Source organism: Novosphingobium sp. CCH12-A3 (assembly GCF_001556015.1).
GTDB lineage: Bacteria > Pseudomonadota > Alphaproteobacteria > Sphingomonadales > Sphingomonadaceae > Novosphingobium > Novosphingobium subterraneum.
Genome location: NZ_LSIA01000021.1, coordinates 1 through 22,161 on the forward strand (window position 1 = coordinate 1; position 22,161 = coordinate 22,161).

At 64.5% G+C, this 22,161-nt stretch carries 27 protein-coding genes; 7 read left to right on the forward strand and 20 right to left on the reverse strand.

Going from position 1 to position 22,161, the window contains the following annotated elements:
• Positions 1–53: 53 nt before the first annotated feature.
• On the reverse strand, positions 54–659 hold the full coding sequence (locus tag AX703_RS01785; RefSeq protein WP_062342225.1) for a TetR/AcrR family transcriptional regulator: 606 nt from the start codon (positions 657–659) through the stop codon (positions 54–56).
• Between the two features lie 383 nt (positions 660–1,042).
• Here AX703_RS01785 and purS point away from each other — a divergent pair, with 383 nt between their 5' ends.
• Together purS and purQ are read left to right on the forward strand one after the other, a co-directional pair.
• Positions 1,043–1,276 carry a phosphoribosylformylglycinamidine synthase subunit PurS gene (purS, locus tag AX703_RS01790; protein ID WP_039332834.1) on the forward strand — a complete coding sequence of 78 codons (234 nt, stop codon included), beginning with the start codon at positions 1,043–1,045 and terminating at the stop codon, positions 1,274–1,276.
• Between the two features lie 17 nt (positions 1,277–1,293).
• Positions 1,294–1,971 carry a phosphoribosylformylglycinamidine synthase subunit PurQ gene (purQ, locus tag AX703_RS01795; protein WP_062342227.1) on the forward strand — a complete coding sequence of 226 codons (678 nt, stop codon included), beginning with the start codon at positions 1,294–1,296 and terminating at the stop codon, positions 1,969–1,971.
• Here purQ and AX703_RS01800 read toward each other — a convergent pair.
• From AX703_RS01800 to AX703_RS01805, 3 genes are all read right to left on the reverse strand, one after another.
• Positions 1,968–4,331, reverse strand: a complete 2,364-nt coding sequence (locus AX703_RS01800; protein WP_062342228.1) for a bifunctional diguanylate cyclase/phosphodiesterase — start codon at positions 4,329–4,331, stop codon at positions 1,968–1,970. The two genes, purQ and AX703_RS01800, sit on opposite strands and share 4 nt — an antisense overlap.
• A gap of 172 nt (positions 4,332–4,503) precedes the next feature.
• A complete protein-coding gene (locus tag AX703_RS27725; protein ID WP_011444689.1) occupies positions 4,504–4,662 on the reverse strand; it encodes a hypothetical protein in 159 nt (52 codons plus the stop codon).
• Between the two features lie 118 nt (positions 4,663–4,780).
• Positions 4,781–6,376, reverse strand: coding sequence for an isocitrate lyase (locus tag AX703_RS01805; RefSeq protein ID WP_062342230.1), 1,596 nt, complete (start codon positions 6,374–6,376; stop codon positions 4,781–4,783).
• Between the two features lie 146 nt (positions 6,377–6,522).
• Between AX703_RS01805 and AX703_RS01810 the strand changes: the two genes are divergently transcribed.
• Positions 6,523–7,917 (forward strand): short-chain fatty acyl-CoA regulator family protein, encoded by a 1,395-nt coding sequence (locus tag AX703_RS01810; RefSeq protein ID WP_062342232.1) that lies wholly within the window; start codon positions 6,523–6,525, stop codon positions 7,915–7,917.
• Here AX703_RS01810 and AX703_RS26365 read toward each other — a convergent pair.
• Genes AX703_RS26365 through AX703_RS01820 form a run of 3 tightly spaced genes read right to left on the reverse strand, consistent with a single transcriptional unit; the run spans position 7,898 to position 10,450 of the window.
• A complete protein-coding gene (locus AX703_RS26365; RefSeq protein ID WP_082734349.1) occupies positions 7,898–8,059 on the reverse strand; it encodes a DUF2474 domain-containing protein in 162 nt (53 codons plus the stop codon). The genes AX703_RS01810 and AX703_RS26365 overlap by 20 nt on opposite strands.
• Positions 8,046–9,044: a cytochrome d ubiquinol oxidase subunit II gene (gene cydB, locus AX703_RS01815; RefSeq protein WP_062342235.1), complete on the reverse strand. Its 999-nt coding sequence runs from the start codon at positions 9,042–9,044 to the stop codon at positions 8,046–8,048. The genes AX703_RS26365 and cydB overlap by 14 nt, the downstream gene beginning before the upstream one ends.
• Positions 9,041–10,450, reverse strand: a complete 1,410-nt coding sequence (locus AX703_RS01820; RefSeq protein WP_039332823.1) for a cytochrome ubiquinol oxidase subunit I — start codon at positions 10,448–10,450, stop codon at positions 9,041–9,043. The genes cydB and AX703_RS01820 overlap by 4 nt, the downstream gene beginning before the upstream one ends.
• A 239-nt stretch (positions 10,451–10,689) precedes the next feature.
• Here AX703_RS01820 and AX703_RS01825 point away from each other — a divergent pair, with 239 nt between their 5' ends.
• Genes AX703_RS01825 through AX703_RS01840 form a run of 4 tightly spaced genes read left to right on the forward strand, consistent with a single transcriptional unit; the run spans position 10,690 to position 13,585 of the window.
• Positions 10,690–11,199, forward strand: a complete 510-nt coding sequence (locus AX703_RS01825) for a GNAT family N-acetyltransferase (protein ID WP_062342330.1) — start codon at positions 10,690–10,692, stop codon at positions 11,197–11,199.
• Positions 11,200–11,221: 22 nt separating this feature from the next.
• A complete protein-coding gene (locus AX703_RS01830; protein WP_062342237.1) occupies positions 11,222–11,791 on the forward strand; it encodes a DUF1285 domain-containing protein in 570 nt (189 codons plus the stop codon).
• The gene (locus AX703_RS01835) at positions 11,788–12,390 is read left to right on the forward strand and encodes a CoA pyrophosphatase (RefSeq protein WP_062342239.1); all 603 of its coding nucleotides are present in this window, start codon (positions 11,788–11,790) and stop codon (positions 12,388–12,390) included. Before AX703_RS01830 ends, AX703_RS01835 begins: the two co-directional genes overlap by 4 nt.
• Positions 12,383–13,585 carry a CCA tRNA nucleotidyltransferase gene (locus AX703_RS01840; protein ID WP_062342241.1) on the forward strand — a complete coding sequence of 401 codons (1,203 nt, stop codon included), beginning with the start codon at positions 12,383–12,385 and terminating at the stop codon, positions 13,583–13,585. Before AX703_RS01835 ends, AX703_RS01840 begins: the two co-directional genes overlap by 8 nt.
• On the opposite strand, the gene AX703_RS01845 is transcribed toward AX703_RS01840, so the two are convergent.
• The 13 genes from AX703_RS01845 to hisA form a co-directional block, all read right to left on the reverse strand.
• Positions 13,503–14,390 carry a phytanoyl-CoA dioxygenase family protein gene (locus AX703_RS01845; RefSeq protein ID WP_062342243.1) on the reverse strand — a complete coding sequence of 296 codons (888 nt, stop codon included), beginning with the start codon at positions 14,388–14,390 and terminating at the stop codon, positions 13,503–13,505. The genes AX703_RS01840 and AX703_RS01845 overlap by 83 nt on opposite strands.
• A gap of 1 nt (position 14,391) precedes the next feature.
• Positions 14,392–14,925 (reverse strand): J domain-containing protein, encoded by a 534-nt coding sequence (locus tag AX703_RS01850; protein ID WP_039332814.1) that lies wholly within the window; start codon positions 14,923–14,925, stop codon positions 14,392–14,394.
• Between the two features lie 109 nt (positions 14,926–15,034).
• Complete coding sequence (gene pal, locus AX703_RS01855; RefSeq protein WP_062342245.1) at positions 15,035–15,553, reverse strand: peptidoglycan-associated lipoprotein Pal; 519 nt, start codon at positions 15,551–15,553, stop codon at positions 15,035–15,037.
• A gap of 92 nt (positions 15,554–15,645) precedes the next feature.
• A complete protein-coding gene (gene tolB / locus AX703_RS01860) occupies positions 15,646–17,025 on the reverse strand; it encodes a Tol-Pal system beta propeller repeat protein TolB (protein WP_062342247.1) in 1,380 nt (459 codons plus the stop codon).
• Positions 17,022–17,966: a hypothetical protein gene (locus AX703_RS01865; protein WP_062342249.1), complete on the reverse strand. Its 945-nt coding sequence runs from the start codon at positions 17,964–17,966 to the stop codon at positions 17,022–17,024. Before AX703_RS01865 ends, tolB begins: the two co-directional genes overlap by 4 nt.
• A 10-nt stretch (positions 17,967–17,976) precedes the next feature.
• A complete protein-coding gene (locus AX703_RS01870) occupies positions 17,977–18,429 on the reverse strand; it encodes a biopolymer transporter ExbD (protein WP_196274954.1) in 453 nt (150 codons plus the stop codon).
• Between the two features lie 3 nt (positions 18,430–18,432).
• Positions 18,433–19,134 carry a protein TolQ gene (gene tolQ / locus AX703_RS01875; protein WP_062342253.1) on the reverse strand — a complete coding sequence of 234 codons (702 nt, stop codon included), beginning with the start codon at positions 19,132–19,134 and terminating at the stop codon, positions 18,433–18,435.
• Positions 19,131–19,595, reverse strand: a complete 465-nt coding sequence (locus AX703_RS01880) for a YbgC/FadM family acyl-CoA thioesterase (protein ID WP_062342261.1) — start codon at positions 19,593–19,595, stop codon at positions 19,131–19,133. Before AX703_RS01880 ends, tolQ begins: the two co-directional genes overlap by 4 nt.
• A gap of 75 nt (positions 19,596–19,670) precedes the next feature.
• Entirely contained in the window at positions 19,671–20,048 is a 378-nt protein-coding gene (locus AX703_RS01885; protein WP_062342263.1) for a histidine triad nucleotide-binding protein, read from the reverse strand.
• Position 20,049: 1 nt separating this feature from the next.
• Entirely contained in the window at positions 20,050–20,373 is a 324-nt protein-coding gene (locus AX703_RS01890) for a phosphoribosyl-ATP diphosphatase (RefSeq protein ID WP_039332801.1), read from the reverse strand.
• A 33-nt stretch (positions 20,374–20,406) separates the two neighbouring features.
• Positions 20,407–20,571, reverse strand: coding sequence for a hypothetical protein (locus AX703_RS27145; protein WP_156135729.1), 165 nt, complete (start codon positions 20,569–20,571; stop codon positions 20,407–20,409).
• A gap of 98 nt (positions 20,572–20,669) precedes the next feature.
• Positions 20,670–21,431 (reverse strand): imidazole glycerol phosphate synthase subunit HisF, encoded by a 762-nt coding sequence (hisF, locus tag AX703_RS01895; RefSeq protein WP_039332799.1) that lies wholly within the window; start codon positions 21,429–21,431, stop codon positions 20,670–20,672.
• 1 nt (position 21,432) lies between these two features.
• Positions 21,433–22,158: a 1-(5-phosphoribosyl)-5-[(5-phosphoribosylamino)methylideneamino]imidazole-4-carboxamide isomerase gene (hisA, locus tag AX703_RS01900; protein ID WP_039332797.1), complete on the reverse strand. Its 726-nt coding sequence runs from the start codon at positions 22,156–22,158 to the stop codon at positions 21,433–21,435.
• Positions 22,159–22,161: the final 3 nt, after the last annotated feature.

Consider the following 22,161-nt stretch of genomic DNA (forward strand, 5'->3'; position numbering starts at 1 on the left):
CTCCCGCAAGCGGGAGGGGTCGGGGGTGGGCATCCTGCACCCAGCTCCCCGCCCTACCCGGTCGTCAGCCCGTAAAGCACCAACGCCGCCTGGTTCTCGGCCATCCAGTCCACGTTCAGCGGCTCTGCTCCCACCGGTTCGAACACGTTGCGCCACAGTGCGGCAAAGATGATACCTCCTGCCACGCACTGTGCCGCCGTCTTCGGATCGGGGCAGGCAAACTCGCCCCGGGCAATGCCATGGGCAATCAGCCGCTCGATCGCCCCGAGGATGCATATCATTGCGGTTTCGTGGTAAAATCGGGCAAGTTCGGGGAAATTGCGGCCCTCGCCCACGATCAGGCGCGGCAGGAAGGCCATTTCCGGGCTGGCGATGCGCTTGATCGCGTTCTTCACGAAGGCGCGCAGCAATGCCGGCGCGGGCAGGCTGCCGTAGTCGCTCGGCAGCAGCGACGGCATCATTTCGGTGATGACTTCCGACACCAGCGCACGGAACAGCGCGTCCTTGCTGTCGAAGGCGAGGTAGAGCGCCGCGCGGCTGATGCCGACGCGCCTGGCCACGTCCTCCATGCGTGCGGCGGCAAAGCCCCGTTCGGCAAATTCCTCGCGCGCAGCGTCCAGAATGCGCTCGCGTCTGTCTGCTGGCGTAACTCGTGGCATGGCCGCAAAATAACTGACACGTCAGTCATGTAAAGCGGGAAAAGTCCGGTGGCAGGGTTTCCGGATGCGTTGCGTGGGGTGCAGTTATGGTGTCCAGGCCGCCCTGCCACCGAAAGGAGATTTCTCCTTGCGGAGTAAGGCCTTGATGCCATCTTTCTGCGGCTTCGTCTCAGCGTTTTCCTACGTAAGCGTTTTGTGCTATATCCGGAAAACTGGCGGTTTACCGGGGGTCCCGGCCCATCCCTCAGTGCGCCCGCGTGCCTTTGCCGAAGTTTCTCCGGACAGTGTAAACCCCGTAAACCCTTCGCCTTGCTCTTTCGGCTCTCCCGATGCATAGGCGCCCCCAAGATTCTCCAGCATTCAGGTTCCGAAAGGCCCCGCCGATGAAGGTCCGCGTCATTGTCACCCTCAAGAACGGCGTCCTCGACCCCCAAGGCCGCGCCATCCACCACGCGCTTGAAGGCCTTGGTTTCGAAGGCGTGAACGACGTGCGCGCCGGGCGGGTCATTGAACTCGACGTGGCAGACACCACTTCGGATGCAGCGCTTGACGAGATGTGCAGCAAGCTCCTCGCCAACATGGTGATCGAGAACTACCGCATCGAAAAGGCCGCCTGAGCTTAGGAACCCGCGCCATGGCTTTCACCTCCGCCGTCATCACCTTCCCCGGCTCGAACTGCGATCGCGACATGGCGGTGGCGATAGAGCAGGTCTGCGGCGGCACAGTCCATCGCGTCTGGCACGGCGATGCCGACCTGCCTGAAAATCCCGATTTCATCGCCCTGCCCGGTGGCTTCTCCTATGGCGACTACTTGCGCTCCGGCGCGATGGCGGCACGCTCACCGGTGATGCAGGCGGTAGTGCGCGCGGCTGAGCGCGGCGTGACCGTGCTCGGAGTATGCAACGGCTTCCAGGTGCTGACCGAGGCTGGTCTCCTGCCCGGCGCGCTGATGCGCAACGCCGGCATCCGCTTCGTCTGCCGCGACGTGAAGCTGACGGTCGAGAACAACCAATCGCTGTTCACCGCGGGCTATGACGCTGGCCAGCAGATCACGATCCCCGTCGCGCACCACGACGGCAACTTCTTCGCCGACGACGCGACGCTGGACCGGCTCGAAGGCGAAGGCCGCGTCGCGTTCCGTTATGCAGAGGCCGTCAACGGCTCGGCGCGCAACATCGCGGGCGTCCTCAATGATCGCGGCAACGTGCTGGGCATGATGCCGCACCCCGAGCGCATGATCGAAGCGGCGCAGGGTGGTTCGGACGGCCGCGCGCTGTTCGAAAGTGTCGTGCGCGGGCTCGTCGCCGCCTAACCTGCGGCCCGCTCCTTGAAGCGGGTCTGGCCAAACAGGGCCAGTGCGTCGGTCCGGTTCATCGGTCGGCCGAAGTAGTAGCCCTGGATCTTCTTGGCACCGAGACGGCGGATGCATTCGAGTTCGGCCTCGGTCTCGACGCCCTCGGCCGTCGTCGACATTTCCAGCGCGTCGGCCATGGCCACGACGGCGCGGACAATGGCAATGCTCTCCGGATTGTCCTTGGCCGCGCCCTGCACGAAGCTGCGATCGACCTTGATCGTCGAGAAGCGCATCTTCCTGAGGTAGCCCAGCGACGAGTAGCCGGTGCCGAAATCGTCGAGCGCGACGCCGCAGCCGATGCCCATGAGGTTCTCGAGCGTCATCTGCGCGGTGGTGCCATCGCGCACGAAGATGCTCTCGGTCACCTCGATCTCGAGCCGGTGCGGCGAAAGGCCGGTCGATGCGAGCGCGCCGACGACGGTTTCGGCAAAATAGGGATCGAGCAACTGTTCGCCGGACACATTGACCGCGATCTTGACATGCTCGGGCCAGTTCCTCGCCTCGGCACAGGCAGTACGCAGGACCCAATCACCGATCGGAACGATCAGGCGAGTGTCCTCGGCCAGCGGAATGAACTTGGCCGGGCTGACGAAGCCGTGCTCGGTGCTGTTCCACCGGATCAACGCCTCGAAGCTCAGCACCTGCTCGGTCGTCGCATCGACGACAGGCTGGTACATCAGCGAGAACTCGTTGCGCTCAAGCGCGTGGCGCAGCGAGAATTCGAGCTTGCGGCGTTCCTCGGCGTGGGCGTGCAGCGAAGGCTCGTAAGTACAGTGCCGCCCACCGCCCTCATCTTTGGCGCGGTAGAGCGCAAGGTCGGCGTTACGCAGCAGGGTCTCGACCGTCGAACCATCACGCGGCCCGATCGCCGAGCCGACGCTGGCACCGACATAGAGCATGTGGTGATCGATCTCGTAGGGCTGCGAGAGCGTGGAGATGATTGCCACGCTGAGATCGGTGACGCGCGCCTCGTCGGCCGCATCGCGGATGACGACAGCGAACTCGTCGCCCCCCAGACGTCCGCAGACCTCGCCTTCCTGCATGATCAGCTTGAGCCGATCCGAGACGAGGGCAAGAAGCTGGTCACCGACGAGGTGGCCGAGCGTATCATTGATCGCCTTGAAGCGGTCTAGGTCAATCATCAGGAAAGCGCAGCGCGTGCGCCACTTCTCGGCATAGCCCATCGCCTCGCCGAGGGCCTCGGTCAGCATCAGGCGGTTGGGCAGGCCGGTCAGCGTATCGTAGCGCGCAAGGTAGGCGATCTTCTCGGCGCTTTCGCGCTGCTCGGTCACGTCCGACCCGACGCCCCGGAAGCCGACGAAAGTGCCGTTTTCATCGAACTTGGGCGAGGCCGACAGCTCCCACCAGCGATAGCCGCCATGGAGCGGCACGCGCACAAGCAGGTTGGAGAAGCTTTCGCGGCGCTTGAGGCGCTCGGCCAGATCGTGGAGGCTGGAATGGAAGTGGCCGGAATCCCAGGCTGGCCCTGCGACAAGCTGGATCAACGGCTTGCCGTCGACATCCTCGGGGTCCTCGCCCAGCGCAAAGGCAAAACGCGGGCTGACCGAGCGGACCCGGCGGTTGGCATCGACCTGCCAGAGCCAGTCGGCGTCTCCTTCCTCGAATTCGCGCAGCAGCAGCGACACGACTTCGGCCTTTTCCGCCATGCCTGCTTCGGCGACCCGCGCGCCAAGGAAAGTGCGCGCGGCCTCGACCCCGCCGACGCTGACGATCAGCACAAAAGCGACCGCAACCGCTGCCGCGATGTATTCCCCCCAGAACAGGAATGCAGCTATGCCCGACAGACCGACAATCCCGCCGAACATCACTGTCGCCATCGGCATGGCGGCAAATGTCACGGCCATGCCGGTCATCAGCATGGCAAGGACTGTCCACAGCGTCATGCGCTGCGCCTGATCTCCGAACGGGGAGAAGGCCAGCATGGGGATGGCCCAGATCAATGCAACGAACAACGAGCTGATAGTCTGCCGGTGCATCTCCTGACGGCTTACCCGCCGCCGGTCCGCATCGATAAGTGTGCGATCGAACCTTGCGCCGGAGATAAGGACGCCAACCAGCAGCGCCATCCAACCAACCAGAAACGCGACGTGGACTTCGCCAGCATAGGTCTGCAGAACGAGTAGGGCCGCCATTGCGTGAGCGACAAGCCGGGCGAACGTCAACTTCGCGAGGCTGGAGTACTGCAAGCCGCGCAACCTGCCCCAATCGCCTTCGACCGGATCACGCAATCCGATCACGGCAAGGATCGGCAGCTTCACCGGTAAAGCATCGGGTTCGGGCGCGTTGGGGTTCGTCACGATGGTTGAATTACAAGGAATTCATTATCCAATCGTAAGCAGCGGTAAACTTTGGCGTGCCACCAACCCCGCAAAAAAGGCCCGCCGCGCCTGGCATGAGGCGCGACGGGCCGGACTTTCCTCCCCAGGAAAGGTCCTGTCAGGCAGCGAAGAGTGTTAACGTCGTGAAGTGTTAACGACCGAGGGCGCTGCCAAGCCGGTGGTAAAGGTTCGAGAACTTGACCGATTCGGGCTGGTCCTCGATTGCCTTCAGGTAGTGCAGTACGGCTTCGCGGATCAGCTTGAAGTCCTCGGTCGAGAGGACCGCGCGGGCACGTGCAGGTTCAGCCATGGTGGGTCTCCTTCTTGGATCTTCGAGGCTTGATTGCCGCGAGGATTTGCTTGGGTGGGAGGGGGAGCCCCTCCCCAACCCCTCCCTTGCAGGGGAGGGGCTTTCTGCAATTCGCAGGTTACGCTGCGAACTGGTTCATCGTGTTATGGGCGCCGCCAGCCTTCAGCGCTGCTTCACCGGCGAAGTATTCCTTGTGGTCGTCACCAATGTCGGAGCCGGCCATGTTCTGGTGCTTCACGCAGGCGATCCCCTGGCGAATTTCCTCGCGCTGGACCTGCTTGACGTAGCCGAGCATGCCCTCTTCGCCGAAGTAGCGCTTGGCGAGGTTGTCAGTGCTGAGCGCAGCCGTGTGATAGGTCGGCAGCGTGATCAGGTGGTGGAAGATGCCCGCCTGCGCCGCAGCGTCGCGCTGGAAGGTACGGATGCGCTCGTCAGCTTCGATCCCAAGCTCGGTGCCGTCATAGTCAACGCTCATCAGCTTGGCGCGATCGTAGGCCGAGACGTCCTTGCCCGCTTCGACCATGGCATCATAGACCTGCTGGCGGAAGTTCAGCGTCCAGTTGAACGACGGGCTGTTGTTGTACACCAGCTTGGCGTTCGGGATCACTTCGCGGATGCGGCTGACCATGCCACCGATCTGGCCGATGTGCGGCTTTTCGGTTTCGATCCACAGCAGGTCCGCGCCGTTCTGAAGCGAAGTGATGCAATCGAGCACGCAGCGGTCCTCGCCGGTTCCGCTGCGGAACTGGTAGAGGTTCGAAGGCAGGCGCTTCGGCCGCATCAGTTTGCCATCGCGGGCGATCAGCACATCACCATGGCCGAGGTTCGCGGCATCGACTTCGTCGCAATCGAGGAAGCTGTTGTACTGGTCGCCGAGGTCGCCCGGCTCCTTCACGTAGGCGATCTGCTTGGTCAGGCCGGCGCCCAGCGAGTCGGTGCGGGCAACGATCACGCCATCATCGACGCCGAGTTCCATGAAGGCGTAGCGGACCGCGCGGATCTTCGCGAGGAAGTCCTCGTGCGGAACGGTGACCTTGCCATCCTGGTGGCCGCACTGCTTTTCGTCCGAGACCTGGTTCTCGATCTGGATGCAGCAGGCGCCTGCTTCGATGAACTTCTTGGCGAGCAGGTAGGTCGCCTCCGCATTGCCGAAGCCCGCGTCGATGTCGGCGATGATCGGAACCACGTGGGTTTCGAATTCGTCGATCTTGTGCAGCAGGCGGTGGGTATTGACCGCGTCGCCCGCCTTCTTGGCAGCATCGAGATCGCGGAACAGCATGCCGAGCTCGCGAGCGTCAGCCTGCTTGAGGAAGGTGTAGAGTTCCTCGATCAGCGCCGGAACGCTGGTCTTCTCGTGCATCGACTGGTCGGGCAGCGGGCCGAACTCGCTGCGCAGCGCGGCGACCATCCAGCCCGAGAGGTAGAGGTAGCGGCCCTTGGTGGTGCCGAAGTGCTTCTTGATGGAGATCATCTTCTGCTGGCCGATGAAACCGTGCCAGCAGCCGAGCGACTGCGTGTAGTTCGCCGGATCAGCGTCGTAGGCTTCCATATCGCGGCGCATGATCTTCGCGGTGTAGCGGGCGATGTCGAGGCCGGTGTGGAAGCGGTTCTGCAGGCGCATGCGGGCCACGCTCTCGGGCTCGATGCCATCCCAGGTCTGGGCGAAAGGCGCGATGGCCTTGCCTGCTTCGACGATCTTGCTGTGGTAGGTCATGTCCCGTGTTCCCTCACGTGGTGTGCGTCTGTGTGAGATCGGGGTAACGCTCGAATCGCTGATACGGAACGGCGCGCGGAGTGATGTTGTCAAACTTTACAGGATATGCTTGTAAAGTTGTGCAGGAACGACAAGAGGCGTGTGAAGTGTCGACAAGACCGTTGTACCTTGGACCTCGGCTCAAGCGCATCCGTCGCGAACTGGGGCTGACGCAGCAGGCGATGGCGGACGAGCTGGGTATTTCGCCCAGCTACATCGCGCTGATTGAGCGCAACCAGCGCCCGCTGACGGCAGACCTGCTGCTGCGGCTGGCACGGGCCTACAAGCTGGACATGGCGGACCTCGCCAGTGATGAGCGCGACGATTACGCGCGGCGGCTGACCGATGCGCTGCGCGATCCGATCTTCAACGACATCGACCTGCCGGCACTGGAAGTGTCGGACGTGGCGGCAAGCTTTCCGGGGGTGACCGAGGCCCTGCTGCGGCTTTACGGCGCGTGGCAGCGCGAGCAGCAGGCCCTGGCCGAGCAGCGCAGTGCTGTTCCAGGCACCGGGGCGAGCGATCCGGTGGGCGAGGCACGCCGCTTTGTGGCAGCGCGGCGCAACTATTTTCCGCCGATCGATTCGAAGGCGGAGGAACTTTCGGACGAAATCGCGAAGGCGGGCGGCGCAGCGGAATGGCTGCGGCTGCGCGGAGTGCGGGTGCGCTTTCTCCCGCCAGACGTGATGATGGATGCGGTGCGCAGATATGACCGGCACAACGAGCAATTGCTAATTGATGACACGCTGTCGCCTTCTGGCCGCGCCTGGCAACTGATGCAGCACATTGCCTACACCGCGCTGCGGGGTGAGATCGCGGGCGTGATTCGGGGGGAAAGCTTTGCCAGCGAGACGGCGGCGCAATTGGTGCGGCGGGCGCTGGCAGGATATGCGGCGGCGGCGCTGGTGATGCCCTATGACCGGTTTGCAAGGGCAGTGGATGCCCGCAGGTACGACATCGAAGCGCTGTCCGGGCAGTTCGGCGCGAGTTTCGAGCAGGTGGCGCACCGGCTGACCACGCTCAACCGGCCAGGGCAGGAGCGCGTGCCGTTCTTCTTCATCCGCGTCGATACGGCGGGCAATGTGTCGAAACGGCTGGACGGCGCGGGCTTTCCCTTTGCCGCGCATGGCGGCGGATGTCCGCTGTGGAGCGTGCACGAATGCTTCCGCACCCCGGGCGAGATCGTGACGCAGTGGGTGGAGCTGCCGGACGGGCAGCGCTTTTTCTCGCTGGCGCGGACGGTGACTTCGGGCGGTGGCGGGTTCGGTCGGGCGCGATGGACGCGCGCGATCGCGCTGGCCTGTGCGGCCGAGCACGCACCGCGACTGGTCTATGCGGCGGGGGCCGACCCAAAGGCTGTGGAAGCAACGCCGATCGGGGTGACCTGCCGGCTGTGCCACCGCGCGCAATGCACGGCGCGGGCCGAGCCGCCGATCGGGCGCGAGATCCTGCCCGACGACTACCGGCGCGGGGCCGAGCCCTTCAGCTTTGCGGAGAGTTGAGCCAGTAGCGGATGACCATGGCGACAGCGCCGAGCGCAGCCACGCTCCCCAGCCAGATCGCCGCCATCCAGCCCAGACGCTGCCACAGGGGCTTTGCCTCGGCCTGCTCCGCACCATCGAGGCGGGGGTCAATGATAGCCATGTTCGCCCACCTTGCCCCGGAAGACCCAGTAGGCCCAGCCCGTATAGGCGAGGATCAGCGGCATGATCAGGCCGACGCCGATGAGCATGAAGACCTGTGAGCGTTCCGGCGCGGCGGCGTCCCAGATCGAAATGCTCTGTGGCACGACCCATGGCCACATCGAGACGCCCAGCCCGATCATGCCGAGCAGGAACAGGCCGAGCGCGTAGAGGAACGGACGCACGGCGTGGCGCTGTTGGAGCGAGCGCAGGAGCGAGATGGCGAGTGCTGCCGTCGCCAGCGGAACCGGTGTAAGCCAGAAGACCATCGGTTCGGTGAACCAGCGCTGGAAGTACTGTCCCGCAAGGAACGGCGTGGCGAGGCTGACAGCTGCCATGAGCGCCAGCGTGGCCCATGCGGCGCGGCGGGCGAAGGCGAAGGCCTTGTCCTCGGCGCGGCCCTCGACCTTGATCGCCAGCCAGCAGGCGCCGAGCAGCGCATAGCCCGCGACGACGCCCGCACCGGTCAGGAGCGAATAGGGTGACAGCCAGTCGAGCCAGCCCCCGGCATAGGCCCTCCCCTCAACGTGGATGCCCTGCAGCAGCGCGCCGAGAGTGATGCCTTGTGCGAGGGCCGCGACAAGCGAGCCGGCGAAGAAGGCCCGGTCCCAGAACGCGCGGTGGCGGGGATCGCGCCAGCGGAACTCGAAAGCGACGCCGCGGAAGACGAGGCCGAGGAGCATGGCGATGATCAACGGGTAGGTCGCCGGCAGGATGATCGCATAGGCCAGCGGGAAGGCGGCGAGCAGCCCTCCTCCGCCCAGCACCAGCCAGGTCTCGTTGCCGTCCCACACCGGGGCGATGGCATTCATCGCCTGATCGCGCTCGGCGCCTTCGTCAAACCACGGGAAGAGGATGCCGATGCCGAGGTCGAAACCGTCCATCACGACATACATCAGCACGGCGAAGGCGATGATCAGGGCCCAGATGACAGTGAGGTCGATCATTGCACTTCCTCCTGCTGCTGGGCGGGCGTGATGCCGGCAGAGCGGATCGGGGCGCGCTCTTCCTGTTCCGGGCCCGGCTCGTGCGGATGTGGCGCGTCCTTCATGAGATGCAGGATGTACCACGTGCCGATGCCGAAGACCGCGAAGTAGACGACGACGAAGGCGGCGAGCGAGGTGGCGACGGCAGGCGCGGCGATCGGGCTGACCGAATCTGCGGTGCGCAGCAGGCCGTAGACTGTCCAGGGCTGGCGGCCGACCTCGGTCGTCACCCAACCGGCGATCACCGCGATGAAGCCCGAGGGCCCCATCAGCACGGCAAGGCGGTGGAGCAGCGGCCAGTCGTACAACTTCTTGCGCGTGCGGGCGAGCAGGCTCCACAGGCCGAGGCCGAGCATGAGAAAACCGAGGCCGACCATGATGCGGAATGACCAGAAAACGATCCACACCGGCGGCCGGTTGTGCGGCGCGATGGTGTCCAGTCCCGCGAGGGGGGCGTCGGGATCATGCTTCAGGACAAGGCTCGAGGCCTTGGGGATGCCGATGGCGTAATCGAGCTTCTGGTCCTTGTCGTTTGGAATGCCGAACAGGTAGAGCGGTGCGCCTTCAGGGTGGGACTGGTAGTGCCCTTCCATGGCCATGACCTTGGCGGGCTGGTGCTCGAGCGTGTTGAGGCCATGCATGTCGCCGACGAAGATCTGCACCGGCGCGACGATTGCGGCCATCCACATCGCCATCGAGAACATCTTGCGGGCGTGAAGGTTCGCGCGGTCACGCAGCAGGTGCCATGCCCCCACCGCGCCGACGACGAAGGCCGTGGTCAGGTATGCAGCAATCACGGTGTGGACGAGGCGATAGGGGAAGCTGGGGTTGAAGATGATCGCCGCCCAGCTTGGACCGGGCAGGAACTCCCCGTTCGGTCCCATCTCGAAGCCGGTGGGGGTCTGCATCCAGGAATTGACCGAGAGAATCCAGAACGCCGAAATGAAGGTGCCGATGGCCACCATCAGCGTGGCGGCGAAGTGCAGTCCCCTGCCTACCCGGTTCATGCCGAACAGCATCACGCCAAGGAAGCCAGCCTCGAGGAAGAAGGCGGTGAGAACCTCGTAGGCCATGAGGGGCCCGATCACGCCGCCGACCTTGTCGGAAAAGACCGACCAGTTGGTGCCGAACTGGTAGGACATGACCAGACCCGAGACCACGCCCATCGCGAAGGCGACGGAGAAGATCTTCAGCCAGTAGCGGAACAGGTCGAGATAAAGCTGCTTGCCGGTCTTCAGCCAGAGTGCCTCAAGCACGGCGAGATAGCTGGCGAGGCCGATCGAAAAGGCCGGGAAAATGAAGTGGAAGCTCACCGTGAAGGCGAACTGCATCCGCGCCAGAACCAGCGCGGCCGTTTGGCTGTCCATACCTGCGAACACGTTTATCTCCCCTGCACGGGATCGGGCGTCTTCTCGTGGCGCCTCAATCACTTCCTAGCCATATATGAGCATGAGCTAAAGTGATATTCCCGAAGCAGCGCTTGCAGTTTCTGCATCCTGCAAACCGCTGTGCAAGCGCGCCGTTCCTCCAAACTTGCAGCATGTGGCCTTGGGGGCTATCGGCGCGCATCCCGCCCGCCTTCGCAGGGCCGAAGAAAGCACCGCCGTTGTCCAAGATCATCCCGCTTGCCGATGTCGATCCCGCGCTGGTCGAGCAGTTGCTCGATGCTGCGTTCGAGCCGACGCGGCACCAGCGAACCGCCTACAAGGTGCGCGAGGGCATGGAATGGCTGCCAAACCTGTCGTTCGCCGCGCTCGACGACGAGGACATGCTGGCGGGCACGATCCAGTGCTGGCCGGTGGCGCTGACCGATGACAGTGGCCGCATGCATCCGATGATCATGGTCGGCCCGGTGGCGGTCATGCCGCATCTTCAGGGCGAAGGTTTCGGCAAGGCGCTGATGACGGCGGCGCTTACCGCGATCGATCCGCGCGCGCCGCTGCCGCAAGTGCTGATCGGCGATCCCGAGTATTACGAGCGCTTCTTCGGCTTCAGCAACGCCCAGACTGGCGGATGGCGCCTGCCGGGGCCGTACGAGCAGCATCGCCTGCTGTGCCGCACCGCCAATCCTGCCGTCCTGCCGCAAGAGGGCATGTTGGGGCCTTGGCGGCGCTGATCCGATCTGGCATCGGCAAACGGTGCCTTACACTCCCCCGCCCGAACTCGCATCCTTGAGCCTTGCCGAACTTGCCGCGCAGGTTGCTGCGCGCAAGCTGCCGCCCATCGACCAGTGGAGCCCGCAGGAGATCGGAGACAGCGAAATGCGCATCGCCGCAGATGGCCGCTGGTTCCATCAGGGTGGCGAAATCCGGCGTCCAGCAATGGTGCGCGCGTTTTCCTCGCTGTTGACGCGCGACGAGCAGGGCCAGCACTGGCTGGTAACGCCGTTCCAGAAGCTGGCGATCGCTGTGGAGGACGCCGCCTTCCTGGCGACTGACATGCAGGCCAAGCTGGACCCCGAGGGGCGCACGGCATTGGCTTTCCGGCTCAATAGCGACGATCTGGTGGTCTGCGGGCCGGACCATCCGCTGCGGGTTTCGGGCACGGCTGAGATCCCGGCCTTTTACCTCGCCGTCCGAAACGGAACAGAGGCCCGGCTCAACCGCAGCACCTACGGACAGCTCATCGATCATGCCCTGTCGCTGGGCAGCGCTGACCTTGCCGTGGAAAGTCTTGGCCACCGCTTCGTGCTGGTGCCCGGCACATGAATTTGCTGACAAGGCTTACGGACCTGTATGCCGAAGGACACCGGGAGCCTGCCAAGGAGCTCTACGAAGACTGGCGCCCACTGCCCGAGCACGGTTTGCGCCCTGCCGCTGTACTGATTGCGGTGACCGAGCGACAGAACCATCCGGATGGCCCCGGGGTTCTCCTGATCCACCGGCCTTCGCACATGCGCGCGCATCCGGGACAAGCCGCTTTTCCGGGCGGCAAGCTCGATCCCGGCGAGACCCCGGTCGAGGCAGCCCTGCGCGAAGCCAACGAGGAATTGGGCATCCGGCCGGAAGACGTGTCCGTGATCGGCGAAACCGACCGGTTCCGCACGGGCACGGGTTATGACATCACGCCCGTGCTGGCGCTGGTGCCGCCGGATCTGCCGCTTCAACCCAATCCAGCGGAAGTGGCGAGCTGGTTCGAGCCCCCTTTGGGCTTCCTGCTCGACCCGATGCGGCATGTCTGGCAAGCGGCGGAATGGAACGGGCGCAAGGGGCGCTTCATCGAGATCCTTTGGAACGAGCATCGCATATGGGGCGTGACGGCGGCGATCATTTCCAACCTGGCCAAGCGGATCAGCTGGCATGACTGAGCGCCTGCCCGCCGCTGCGTGGACAAGACGCGAGGACCTCGCCGCCCTTGTAACCGCGCTCGATCCGCATGCCGAGGGCAACTGCCGGTGGGTGGGCGGCGTGGTGCGCGACACGATTCTCGGCCATGCCCCGAAAGACGTAGACATGGCCACGACGCTGCTGCCAGAGGAAACCGCCGCCCGGCTGGGCCAGGCGGGGATCAAGGCCGTGCCGACGGGCATTGCCCATGGCACGATCACTGCGGTTCTCGACGGTGGCACGGTCGAGATCACCACGCTGCGTCGCGACGTTTCCACCGATGGCCGCCATGCGACGGTGGCATTTTCCACCGACTGGCGCGACGATGCAGCCCGCCGGGATTTCACGATCAACGCGCTTTACGCCGATCCGCGCAGCCTGGAACTGTTCGACTATCACGGCGGCCTTGCGGATCTGGCCAATCGGCAGGTGCGTTTCATTGGCGATGCCCGCGAGCGCATCCGCGAAGATTACCTGCGCATCCTGCGTTACTTCCGCTTTCAGGCCCGCTTTGGCTCCATTCCCGCAGACAAGGCTTCAGAGGAAGCCGTTTCCGAGCTTGCCGCGGGATTGAAAGGGCTTTCTCGCGAACGTGTCGGCTGGGAGCTGATGAACCTGCTGGGCCTGCCAGATCCCGCGCCGACCGTCCGTCGCATGGCCGAACTCGGCGTTCTGGCCCATGTCCTGCCAGAGGCAACCGAGGCTGGCCTGGCATTGCTGGATACCCTTATCGACAACGAGCAGGCTGCCGGAGCGCAGGCCGTGGCACTGCGTCGTCTTGCCGCGCTCCTGCCTGCGGACCCGGCTCTGGCCGAACAGGTTGCCGCTCGACTGCGCCTTTCGATCGCCCAGCGCAAGCGGCTTGCCATTGCTGCGGCCCGCCATGGGGAAGAGACCGACGCGCGTGCCCTTGCCTACCGCGTGGGTATCGAGGAAGCGCGTGACCGGCTGCTGCTGGCAGGTCAGGCAACGGCTCCGCTGGAGGGGTGGAACGTGCCCCAGCTGCCGATCAAGGGCGGAGACATTGTTGCCCGCGGCATAAAGGCTGGCCCGGAGGTTGCGCGCATTCTTCGTCAGGTGGAAGCGCGGTGGATCAAAGCGCAGTTTCCGGACGCCGGGCAAGTCTTCGCAATGCTCGATGAAATCGTGGCGCATACCAGCGCACAAGGCGGTTGAAGGTCTGAGCCGCGCTGACGACACCGGGCATCGGCTTGGCCCGCGCGAAATGCTTGCGGCGATCGGCGGCAATCCTTGCCCGCGCGTCCCGCCCGATGACAAGCTTGCGCGCATCCGGCACGAAGTTGGTGGAGTCCTGCCAGAAGGCGCGACAGGCGGTTGCGTAGAGCATGGGCCGTGGCTCGGCGCTGTTGTTGGGCTGTCCGCGATGCCGGACCCGGTAATCCCAGATCATGCAATTGCCGCGCAGCACGGAATTCCACACCGAACCATCTGCAGTATCCGGTGATTGCAAGAAACGGTGCGTGCCCGGCAGGAATTCGGTCGAGCCGTTGACTTCGTCTACATCGACGAGCGGGATGGAAATCGTCAGCGCAAATGGCGGCAGCATCGCTGCAATTGCCTTGTCCTCGAACAGGTGCGGACTGTCAGAGTGCAGCTTCTGCATCGTGGACCCCGGAAAGGAGCTGATGACACCGAAGGATTCGTAGACCCAGTTGTTGCCCAGGGCACTGTCCAGCAAGGCAAGCAGCGCCGGGTTTTGCAGAAGGTCGATGCAGCCCGCCATCCTGCCGGCGATCGGGACAAGGCCGTTGATCCGCTTCGTGCCAACCACCCAGATGTCCTCCGGGAGCGGAGCGCCCGTGTCGAACGCGCCGGGAATGGATTGGCGCAGGGCCAGGGCCAGTTCGTCAATCCGCTGCGCAGGCCAAAGCCCTTCGAGGGCGACCACCCCGTCTCTTAACAACGCCTCGGCAGCCTCATCCGCGGCCTCTCCGCCGAAACGCGAGATGCCTGCGGTCATGTCAGCCCTTCCACTCGCGACGTTCTTCGGCAGCACGAAGCACCTCGTAGGACACCTGCAGCTTCTGGAACTGCTCTGCCGCGGCCTTGTCGCCGGGCCGCACATCGGGGTGGACTTCCTTGGCCCTGGAGCGCCAGGCCTTCTTCACCGCGTCGAAATCGGCATCCGGATCGAGGCCAAGGGTTTCGAGGGCGCGCAGTTCGTCCCGGCTGCGCGTGCCATCGCCAGAACCGCCCCATTCGGCCCATGCAGCCTGGCGAAAACCAGAGGCTTCGCCACGCTCTTCGGCTTCGCGACGTTCGGCCTCTTCCTTGTCCAGCCCTTCGAAGTAGTTCCAGCCCTGATTGTATTCCGCCGCGTGCTGCTGACAGAAATACCAGCGTTCGGGGTTGTTGGGGGACTTGGGCGCCGGGCAATCGCCCTTCTGGTCGCATCCCGCACGGTCGCACAGCCGCACTGGCGCAGCCTCGAAGGCGCTGCCGTAGCCACGCCAGCGCGGGAAGCCCCAGTCAGACGATCGTGTATTGCGTGCCATGCCTCAATCCCAAGCCAAACCCGCAGGAAAGGTCAAGATGGGTGTGGTGCCGGCAATGCGAAAGGCCCGAACCTGGCGGGGTTCGGGCCTTGCCTGCATTGTCGGGTGATCAGTTGACCGTGACGGTGACCGCGCGGCGGTTGCGCGCCCACGAATCCTCGTCCGAACCAAGCGCCAGCGGGCGTTCCTTGCCATAGCTGACAACCGTGATTCGCGATGGATCTACGCCGAGGCTGACCAGGTAGTTCTTGGCCGCATTGGCGCGGCGTTCACCCAGAGCAATGTTGTAGTCGCGCGTGCCGCGCTCGTCGCAGTGGCCTTCGATGGTGATGGCCTTGGCCGGATAGCGGGCCAGCCACGAGGCTTGGCTTTGCAGGATGCCCTGGTCGGATGCGTCGATGTTGTAGCGGTCCGTATCGAAGTTCACGGTGTCGGAAATGACCGAAGCCACGAAATCGGCCTGGCTGCCAGGAACAGGCCCGGACGGCTGCGTCGTCTGCGGGGTCGTCTGCGTTGTCGTGGTGGCACCGGGCTCAGGCGGAAGCTGCTTGGGCTTCGATGCGCAGGCACCGAGGCCAAGCGTGAGAGCAGCAAGGCCGGCAATCAGGATCGGACGGGTCATGGGCATTCTCCTTGGGAGAGAGGGGGAGAGATGGCGACGCAAGGTGCAGTTTCAGCGATGAATTGACAAGGGCGCAAATCGCCCTTGCCAAGGCAGGGTCAGGGCAGAACCGGCCCCCATGCAGGGTCTGAACCATCAACCGGCGTGTTGAGTTTCCGTTCATTTCGACCAGTCAGGTCGACTTGCCAGATGCCGGTCTTGCCGCTGCCGCGCTCGGTGCGGAAGAATTGCACGATACGGCCGTTGGGCGACCACGTCGGGGCTTCATCCTGCCACGAATCCGTGAGGAACCGCATGCCCTTGCCGTACGGGTCGGTCACAGCGATACGGAAGTTGCCGCCGATGTGGGTAAAGGCGATCTGGTCTCCACGTGGCGACCATTCCGGCGTGGCGGCGCGACCTCCGAAGAAGCTGATGCGCTTCTGGTTCGAGCCGTCCGCGTCCATCACGTAAAGCTGCTGGCTGCCCGAACGGTCGCTTTCGAAGACGATCTTGCTGCCATCGGGCGAGTACGAGCCGCCGACGTCGATGCCGGGGCTGTCGGTGAGACGTGTCGACTGGCCGCCAGTGGCGGGCACGCGATAGATGTCTGTGTTGCCGGCGATGGCCATCGAATAGAGGATCCACTTGCCATCGGGCGACCAGCGTGGGGCGAAAGTGGGATTGGTGCTTGAGGTTACCAGCGTCTGCTGGCCGGTACCGACGTTGTAGACGTAGATGCGCGGCGCACCGTTCAGGTAGCTCAGGTAGACGATTCGGCTGTAATCAGGGGAATAGCGCGGGGTAAGAGCTGTCGCCTGCCCGTTGGTGATGAAGCGATGGTTGGCGCCATCGGAATCCATGATCGCAAGTTGCTTGCGGCGACGGTCCTTGGGGCCGGTCTCGGCAATGTAGGCAATCTTGCTGTCGAAGAACGGGCTTTCGCCGGAGAGGCGCGAATAGACCATGTCGGCGCACTTGTGCGCGGCGCGCCGCCATTCCTCAGGCTTGACGACATAGCCCTGCCGCGCGAGTTCGGACCCGAGCGCAACGTCATAGAGATAGCAGCCGACTGTGAGGCGGCCATCTTCGTTCGCCTTGACGAAGCCTTGTACCAGCATTTCAGCCGAACGCCCGCGCCAGGTGTCGAACGTCGGCGCAGCGACTTGCGGGAAGGCGACTTCGGGAAGCTGATCGGGACCGACCGGCTTGAACAGACCGTTGTTGCGCAGGTCGTTGTAGACGACGCGCGCGACATTGCGGCCGAGCGCTTCGGTGTTGCCGCCTTCGGCTGCGGTGGCGACCGAGGCGTTGGTGGGAAAGGACGGGATGGCAATGCCAAGGTCCTGCCATTCGTTCTCATCGGAGACAGAGCCGGTCAGCCCTTCGTCGGCAGAGGCCTGCGCCGCAGTGGAGGAAGGAAGCGCAGTCTGCTGTGCAGCGACGAGCGCAGGCACCGAGACAAGCCCTGCGGCAACAACAAGGAAACGCATCTTCATTGGGACAACTTCCTGTCAAAGCGGAAGGCGGCAACGCGCTTCCAGCCGGAATAGTAGGTATCTGGCAGATCGAACGGAGCGGCCAATTGCACAGCGCGAATCGCCTGCTCGGCATGCCGTTTGGCTTGCGCCTCGTTGGCGGGGGTAATGCCCTGCTGATCGACGACGCGAGGGCGACCGGCGAGGCTGCCATCCGGGTTGAGGTCCCAAGCCAGGATAGTCACCAGCTTGTCGGCGTCGACGCCCTGGGGCGCCGCCCAGTGCGGCTTGATCTGGCGCGAAATCGCGCCCGCCAGCGACGACCTGACCTCGGGTCCTATCGTTGCTGCAGGGGCCGCCTTTGCTGTTCCCGGCTTGGTCGAGCCGGGAATGCCTTTCAGAAAGTCCGAGCCGATTCGCGAACCGCCCGTGGGAGCATCCGGCCTGCGGCGGGGGCTGGTATCACCGGAACCGGACTTTGGCGTAGTGGCCTTCGCCGGTGCAGGCTTCGCCGCCGGTTTCGCTGGCGCAGGCTTGGCCGGAGCCGGCTTTGCAGGAGCGGGCCTTGGCGGCGCCGGTTTGGGCGGTGCAGGCTTTGGTTGCGGCTGCGGCTTGGGCGCGGGCTTGGGCGGCGCGGGCACCGGCTTGGGCTGCGGTTGCGGCGGCGGTGGAACGGGTCTGGGCGGCTCAGGCAGCGGCTGCGGTTGCGCAACCGGCTCAGGCGCGGGCTCGCCTAGTTCGGGCGCAACGTCAGGCGCCGCCTCGGCCATGGGGTCGGGCGAGGTCGACTGATTGGCAATCTCTTCGGAGAACGTCACTTCCATGCGCTGCGGCGGTGGCTTCACCGTCTTGCCCGGTGGGGAAAGCATGAGGAAGCCGAGCAGGCCCGCGTGAGCCAGCGCGGCAATGGCCAGCCCTGCGCCTTCCTGCTTCGAGAGTCCTCCTGCGGTAGGATCGCGCATCGCTTAAGACCTATTGCGGTGCGGATGAACTGTTGGTGACCAGCGAGATCGACTTGAAGCCCGCAGCGTTCAGCTCTCCCATCACGGCAGCGACGCGGCCCCAATCGAGCACGCGATCTGCGCGCAAGGTCACCAGCGGGGGCTTCGGCCCCTTCTGCAGCCCGGCAAGGCGATCGGTCAGCTCGCCGGGGGCAAGCTGCTGATCATCGAGGAAGACGTTGCCCTGAGCATCGATGGTGACAGTGATCTGGTCCTGCTGCTGGTCGAGCGGGTCAGCCTTGCTGTCGGGCAGATCGACCGGCACGCCAGCGGCCAGCATCGGCGCGGTGACCATGAAGATGATCAGCAGCACGAGCATGACGTCCACCAGCGGGGTGACGTTGATCTCGCTCATCGCGGCACGACCGCCACGACCCCTGCGACCTCTGCCGCCTCCGCCGCCGGAACCCATGGACATCGCCATGACTCAGGCCTCCAGTTCGCGGCTGAGCGAGGCGTGGAAGCGGTCGGCGAAGCGATAGAGGCGGGTCTCGAAGCGGTTCACGCGATGCGAAAAGCGGTTGTAGGCGATGACGGCGGGAATGGCTGCGAACAGACCGATGGCGGTGGCGAACAGCGCCTCGGAGATGCCGGGCGCGACGACGGCAAGCGAAGAGTTCTGCTGCGCACCGATGTTGAAGAAGCTGTCCATGATGCCCCAGACAGTACCGAAGAGGCCGACAAATGGGGCCACCGAGCCGACGGTCGCGAGGAAATTGAGGCGGCTGGCAAGCACGTCTGTTTCTGTAACGACTGCGCCATCGAGCGCCGTGGTCAAACGCTGGCGCGTGCCTTCGCGATCGATGGCCTTGCCCGAGGTGGAGCGGCGCCATTCGACGAGCGCTGCATTGACAACCCGCGCCGAAGGCAGATCGCGGCCCTTGTTGTCCTTCTGGAACTGGTCGATGTCGCGTGCCTCCCAGAATTCGCGCTCGTACTTGTCACAGCCCTTCTGGACGCTGCCCATCTTCAGCGAAAAACCGATGATGATCGTCCACGTCCAGATGCTGGCGAGCACGAGCCCGACCATGACACCCTGGACGACATAGTCTGCATCGAGGAACAGCTGCACGGGGTTGAGCGAAGTCGGCGCGAAGGCAACGCCATTAGCGAGCATCGGGAGAATCATGCGGTATCCTGTCCTTCGGGAGCAGTTGTGATTGTCTGGAAAGCGGCCATCCATTCGCGCGGCTGGCGGCGGGGGCGACCATTCGGCGCGACGAAGGCAACGCGCACCCTCGCCTCGCACAGAAGCGTCCCGTCCCTGAACGCACGCTGCACGATTCGGCAGGTGGCTGGGGAAAGTTCGGCGACGTGGCTGTGGACCATGACCTCATCATCAAGCTTGGCGGGGCGCAGATAACGCAGGTCCATCTCGTTGACGGCATAGGCGCCCTCGCCCGCTTCATGCGCAGCGCGCTGGTCTATGCCGAGCAGGCGCAGCATGTCGGAGCGGGCACGTTCAAACCAGCGCAGGTAATTGGCGTGATAGACTACGCCCGAAAGGTCCGTGTCCTCGAAGTAGACGCGGACCGGGTAAAGGTGCTGAGGGCCATCGAACAGGCCGGAAGGTGCAAGCGGAACGGACATTCGGCGGTGACCCTACCCTTGCGACGAGTCGAAGGGCAAGGGGTGGTTAACGCCTTACCCCCGTGTTCCCCCCGTTCAGCGCACCAGCATCGGGCCAAGCGGCTGGCCGGCAAAGAGGTGGACGTGCAGATGCGGCACTTCCTGATGGCTGTTGGTGCCGGTGTTGGCGAGCAGGCGATAGCCCGGAGCCACCAGACCGAGATCACGCGCTACCTTGCCGACTGCGCGGACGAAGCCGGCGATTTCGGCCTCCGAAGCCTTCTCGGAGAAATCGTCCCAGCACACGTAGGCGCCCTTGGGGATCACCAGGACGTGGGTCGGCGCTTGCGGGTTGATGTCGTGAAATGCCAGCGCATAATCGTCTTCATAAACCGTACGGTTGGGGATCTCCCCGCGCAGGATCTTGGCGAAGATGTTCTGGTCGTCGTAGGGGAGCGTTGCATCAACGGTCATGTCAGTTGCTCCGGCTGGCTTTTTCAGCGATGCCCGAGGTGCCTTCGCGCCGCTCGAGTTCGGCAAGCACTTCGGCGAGCGGCACGTCCTTGGCGGAGAGCAGCACCATCAGGTGGAAGATGAGGTCCGCCGCTTCGCCGACGAGTTCCTTGCGGTCCCCAGCCAATGCAGCAATGACAGTTTCCGTCCCCTCCTCGCCAACCTTCTGGGCTATCTTGGCGATACCCTTGGCATTGAGCTTGGCAACATAGCTGGCGGAAGGATCGCCCGCGCGGCGCTGGGCTATCGTGGCTTCGAGCCGGGCGAGGATTTCACCGTGTTCCATGGGCAGCGCAATGGCGCGGAACGGGCGGTGCGGTCAACCCCGGCGCTTGGCGATCTGGCGGCCGACGATGAGACCGACGAGCCCCAAGGCGAAGAGTGCGCCGTCAGTCGGTTCGGGAATCGAGATGCCGGCCGACTGCGCCAGCGACGGAGAGACCGACGCGAGGACCGCAAGAAGGATGGTACCGATACGAAGCACAGGGCAAGCGACCTTGAGTTGTTAACCCCAACCCAATGCCAGACCGCGTGATTCGGTAAAATCCCTTATAACAAATGGTTAATGACCCATCTTGGGACTCAGGAGCGTGCTGGCAGACCTGCAGCCCGCAGCGCGGCGTGGGCTTCTGCAATCGAGTGGGTTCCGAAGTGGAAGATCGATGCCGCCAGCACCGCGCTGGCATGGCCTTCGGTTACACCTGCGACAAGGTGTTCGAGACTGCCGACGCCACCGCTGGCAATCACCGGGACCGGCACGGCATCAGCGATGGCGCGGGTCAGTTCCAGGTCGTAGCCCTTTTGCGTCCCGTCACCGTCCATCGAAGTGACGAGCAGTTCGCCCGCGCCCAGCGTGGCAAGGTTCACGGCGTGGGCCAGCGCGTCGATGCCAGTTGCCTTGCGCCCGCCGTGGGTGAATATCTCCCATTTGCCCGACCCGGTGCGTCGCGCATCGACCGAGCCAACCACGCACTGCGCGCCAAACTTCTCGGCAATGTCGCGCACCAGTTCGGGACGGGCGACGGCGGCGGAATTGACCGCGACCTTGTCGGCACCAGCGAGGAGGAGGGCGCGGGCGTCCTCGACTGCCCTCACCCCACCGCCGACTGTCAGCGGCATGAAACAGACTTCCGCAGTCCGGGCGACGACATCAAGCAGGGTGCCGCGGCCTTCATGGCTGGCGGAGATGTCGAGGAAGCACAACTCGTCCGCCCCGGCCTTGTCATAGGCGCGCGCCTGCTCGACCGGATCGCCGGCATCGCGCAGGTCGACGAAATTGACGCCCTTGACCACGCGGCCATTGGCGACGTCGAGACAGGGGATGACGCGGACGCGGACGGTCATGTCAGGCCTCGGCCATCGCAATGGCAGCCGCAAGATCGAGCTTGCCTTCGAACAGCGCACGGCCGGTGATGACACCTTCGATGCCGTCGGCTTCATGAATCTTGAGCATCCGGATGTCGTCGATGCCCTTGACGCCGCCGCTGGCGATCACGGGAATGTCGACGCGGCGCGCGAGTTCGACGGTGGCGTCAAGATTCACGCCCTTGAGCAGGCCGTCGCGTCCGATGTCGGTGAAGAGCAGGCTGGCAACGCCCGCATCCTCAAAGCGGCGGGCGAGATCGACGACCGAGACGTCGGACACGTCGGCCCAGCCCTCGGTGGCGACCATGCCGTCGCGTGCGTCAACCGCGACGACGATGCCGCCGGGGAACTCCTTTGCCATGTCCTTGACGAACTGCGGGTCCTTGAGCGCAGCCGTGCCCATGACGACCCGGCTGACACCGACGTCGAACCAGCCCGAGACCGCCTCACGCGTGCGGATGCCGCCGCCGAGCTGGACGTGGCCGGGGAACGACTTGAGGATTCCCTCCACCGCCTCGCGGTTCTCGGCGCGACCGGCGAACGAACCGTCGAGATCGACGACGTGGAGGTACTGCGAACCGGCCTCGGCGAAGAGGCTGGCCTGATGGGCGGGGTTATCGCCGTAGACCGTGGCGCGGTCCATGTCTCCTTCGGCGAGGCGAACGACCTGGCCAGCTTTCAGGTCAATGGCGGGAAAGACGATCATGGA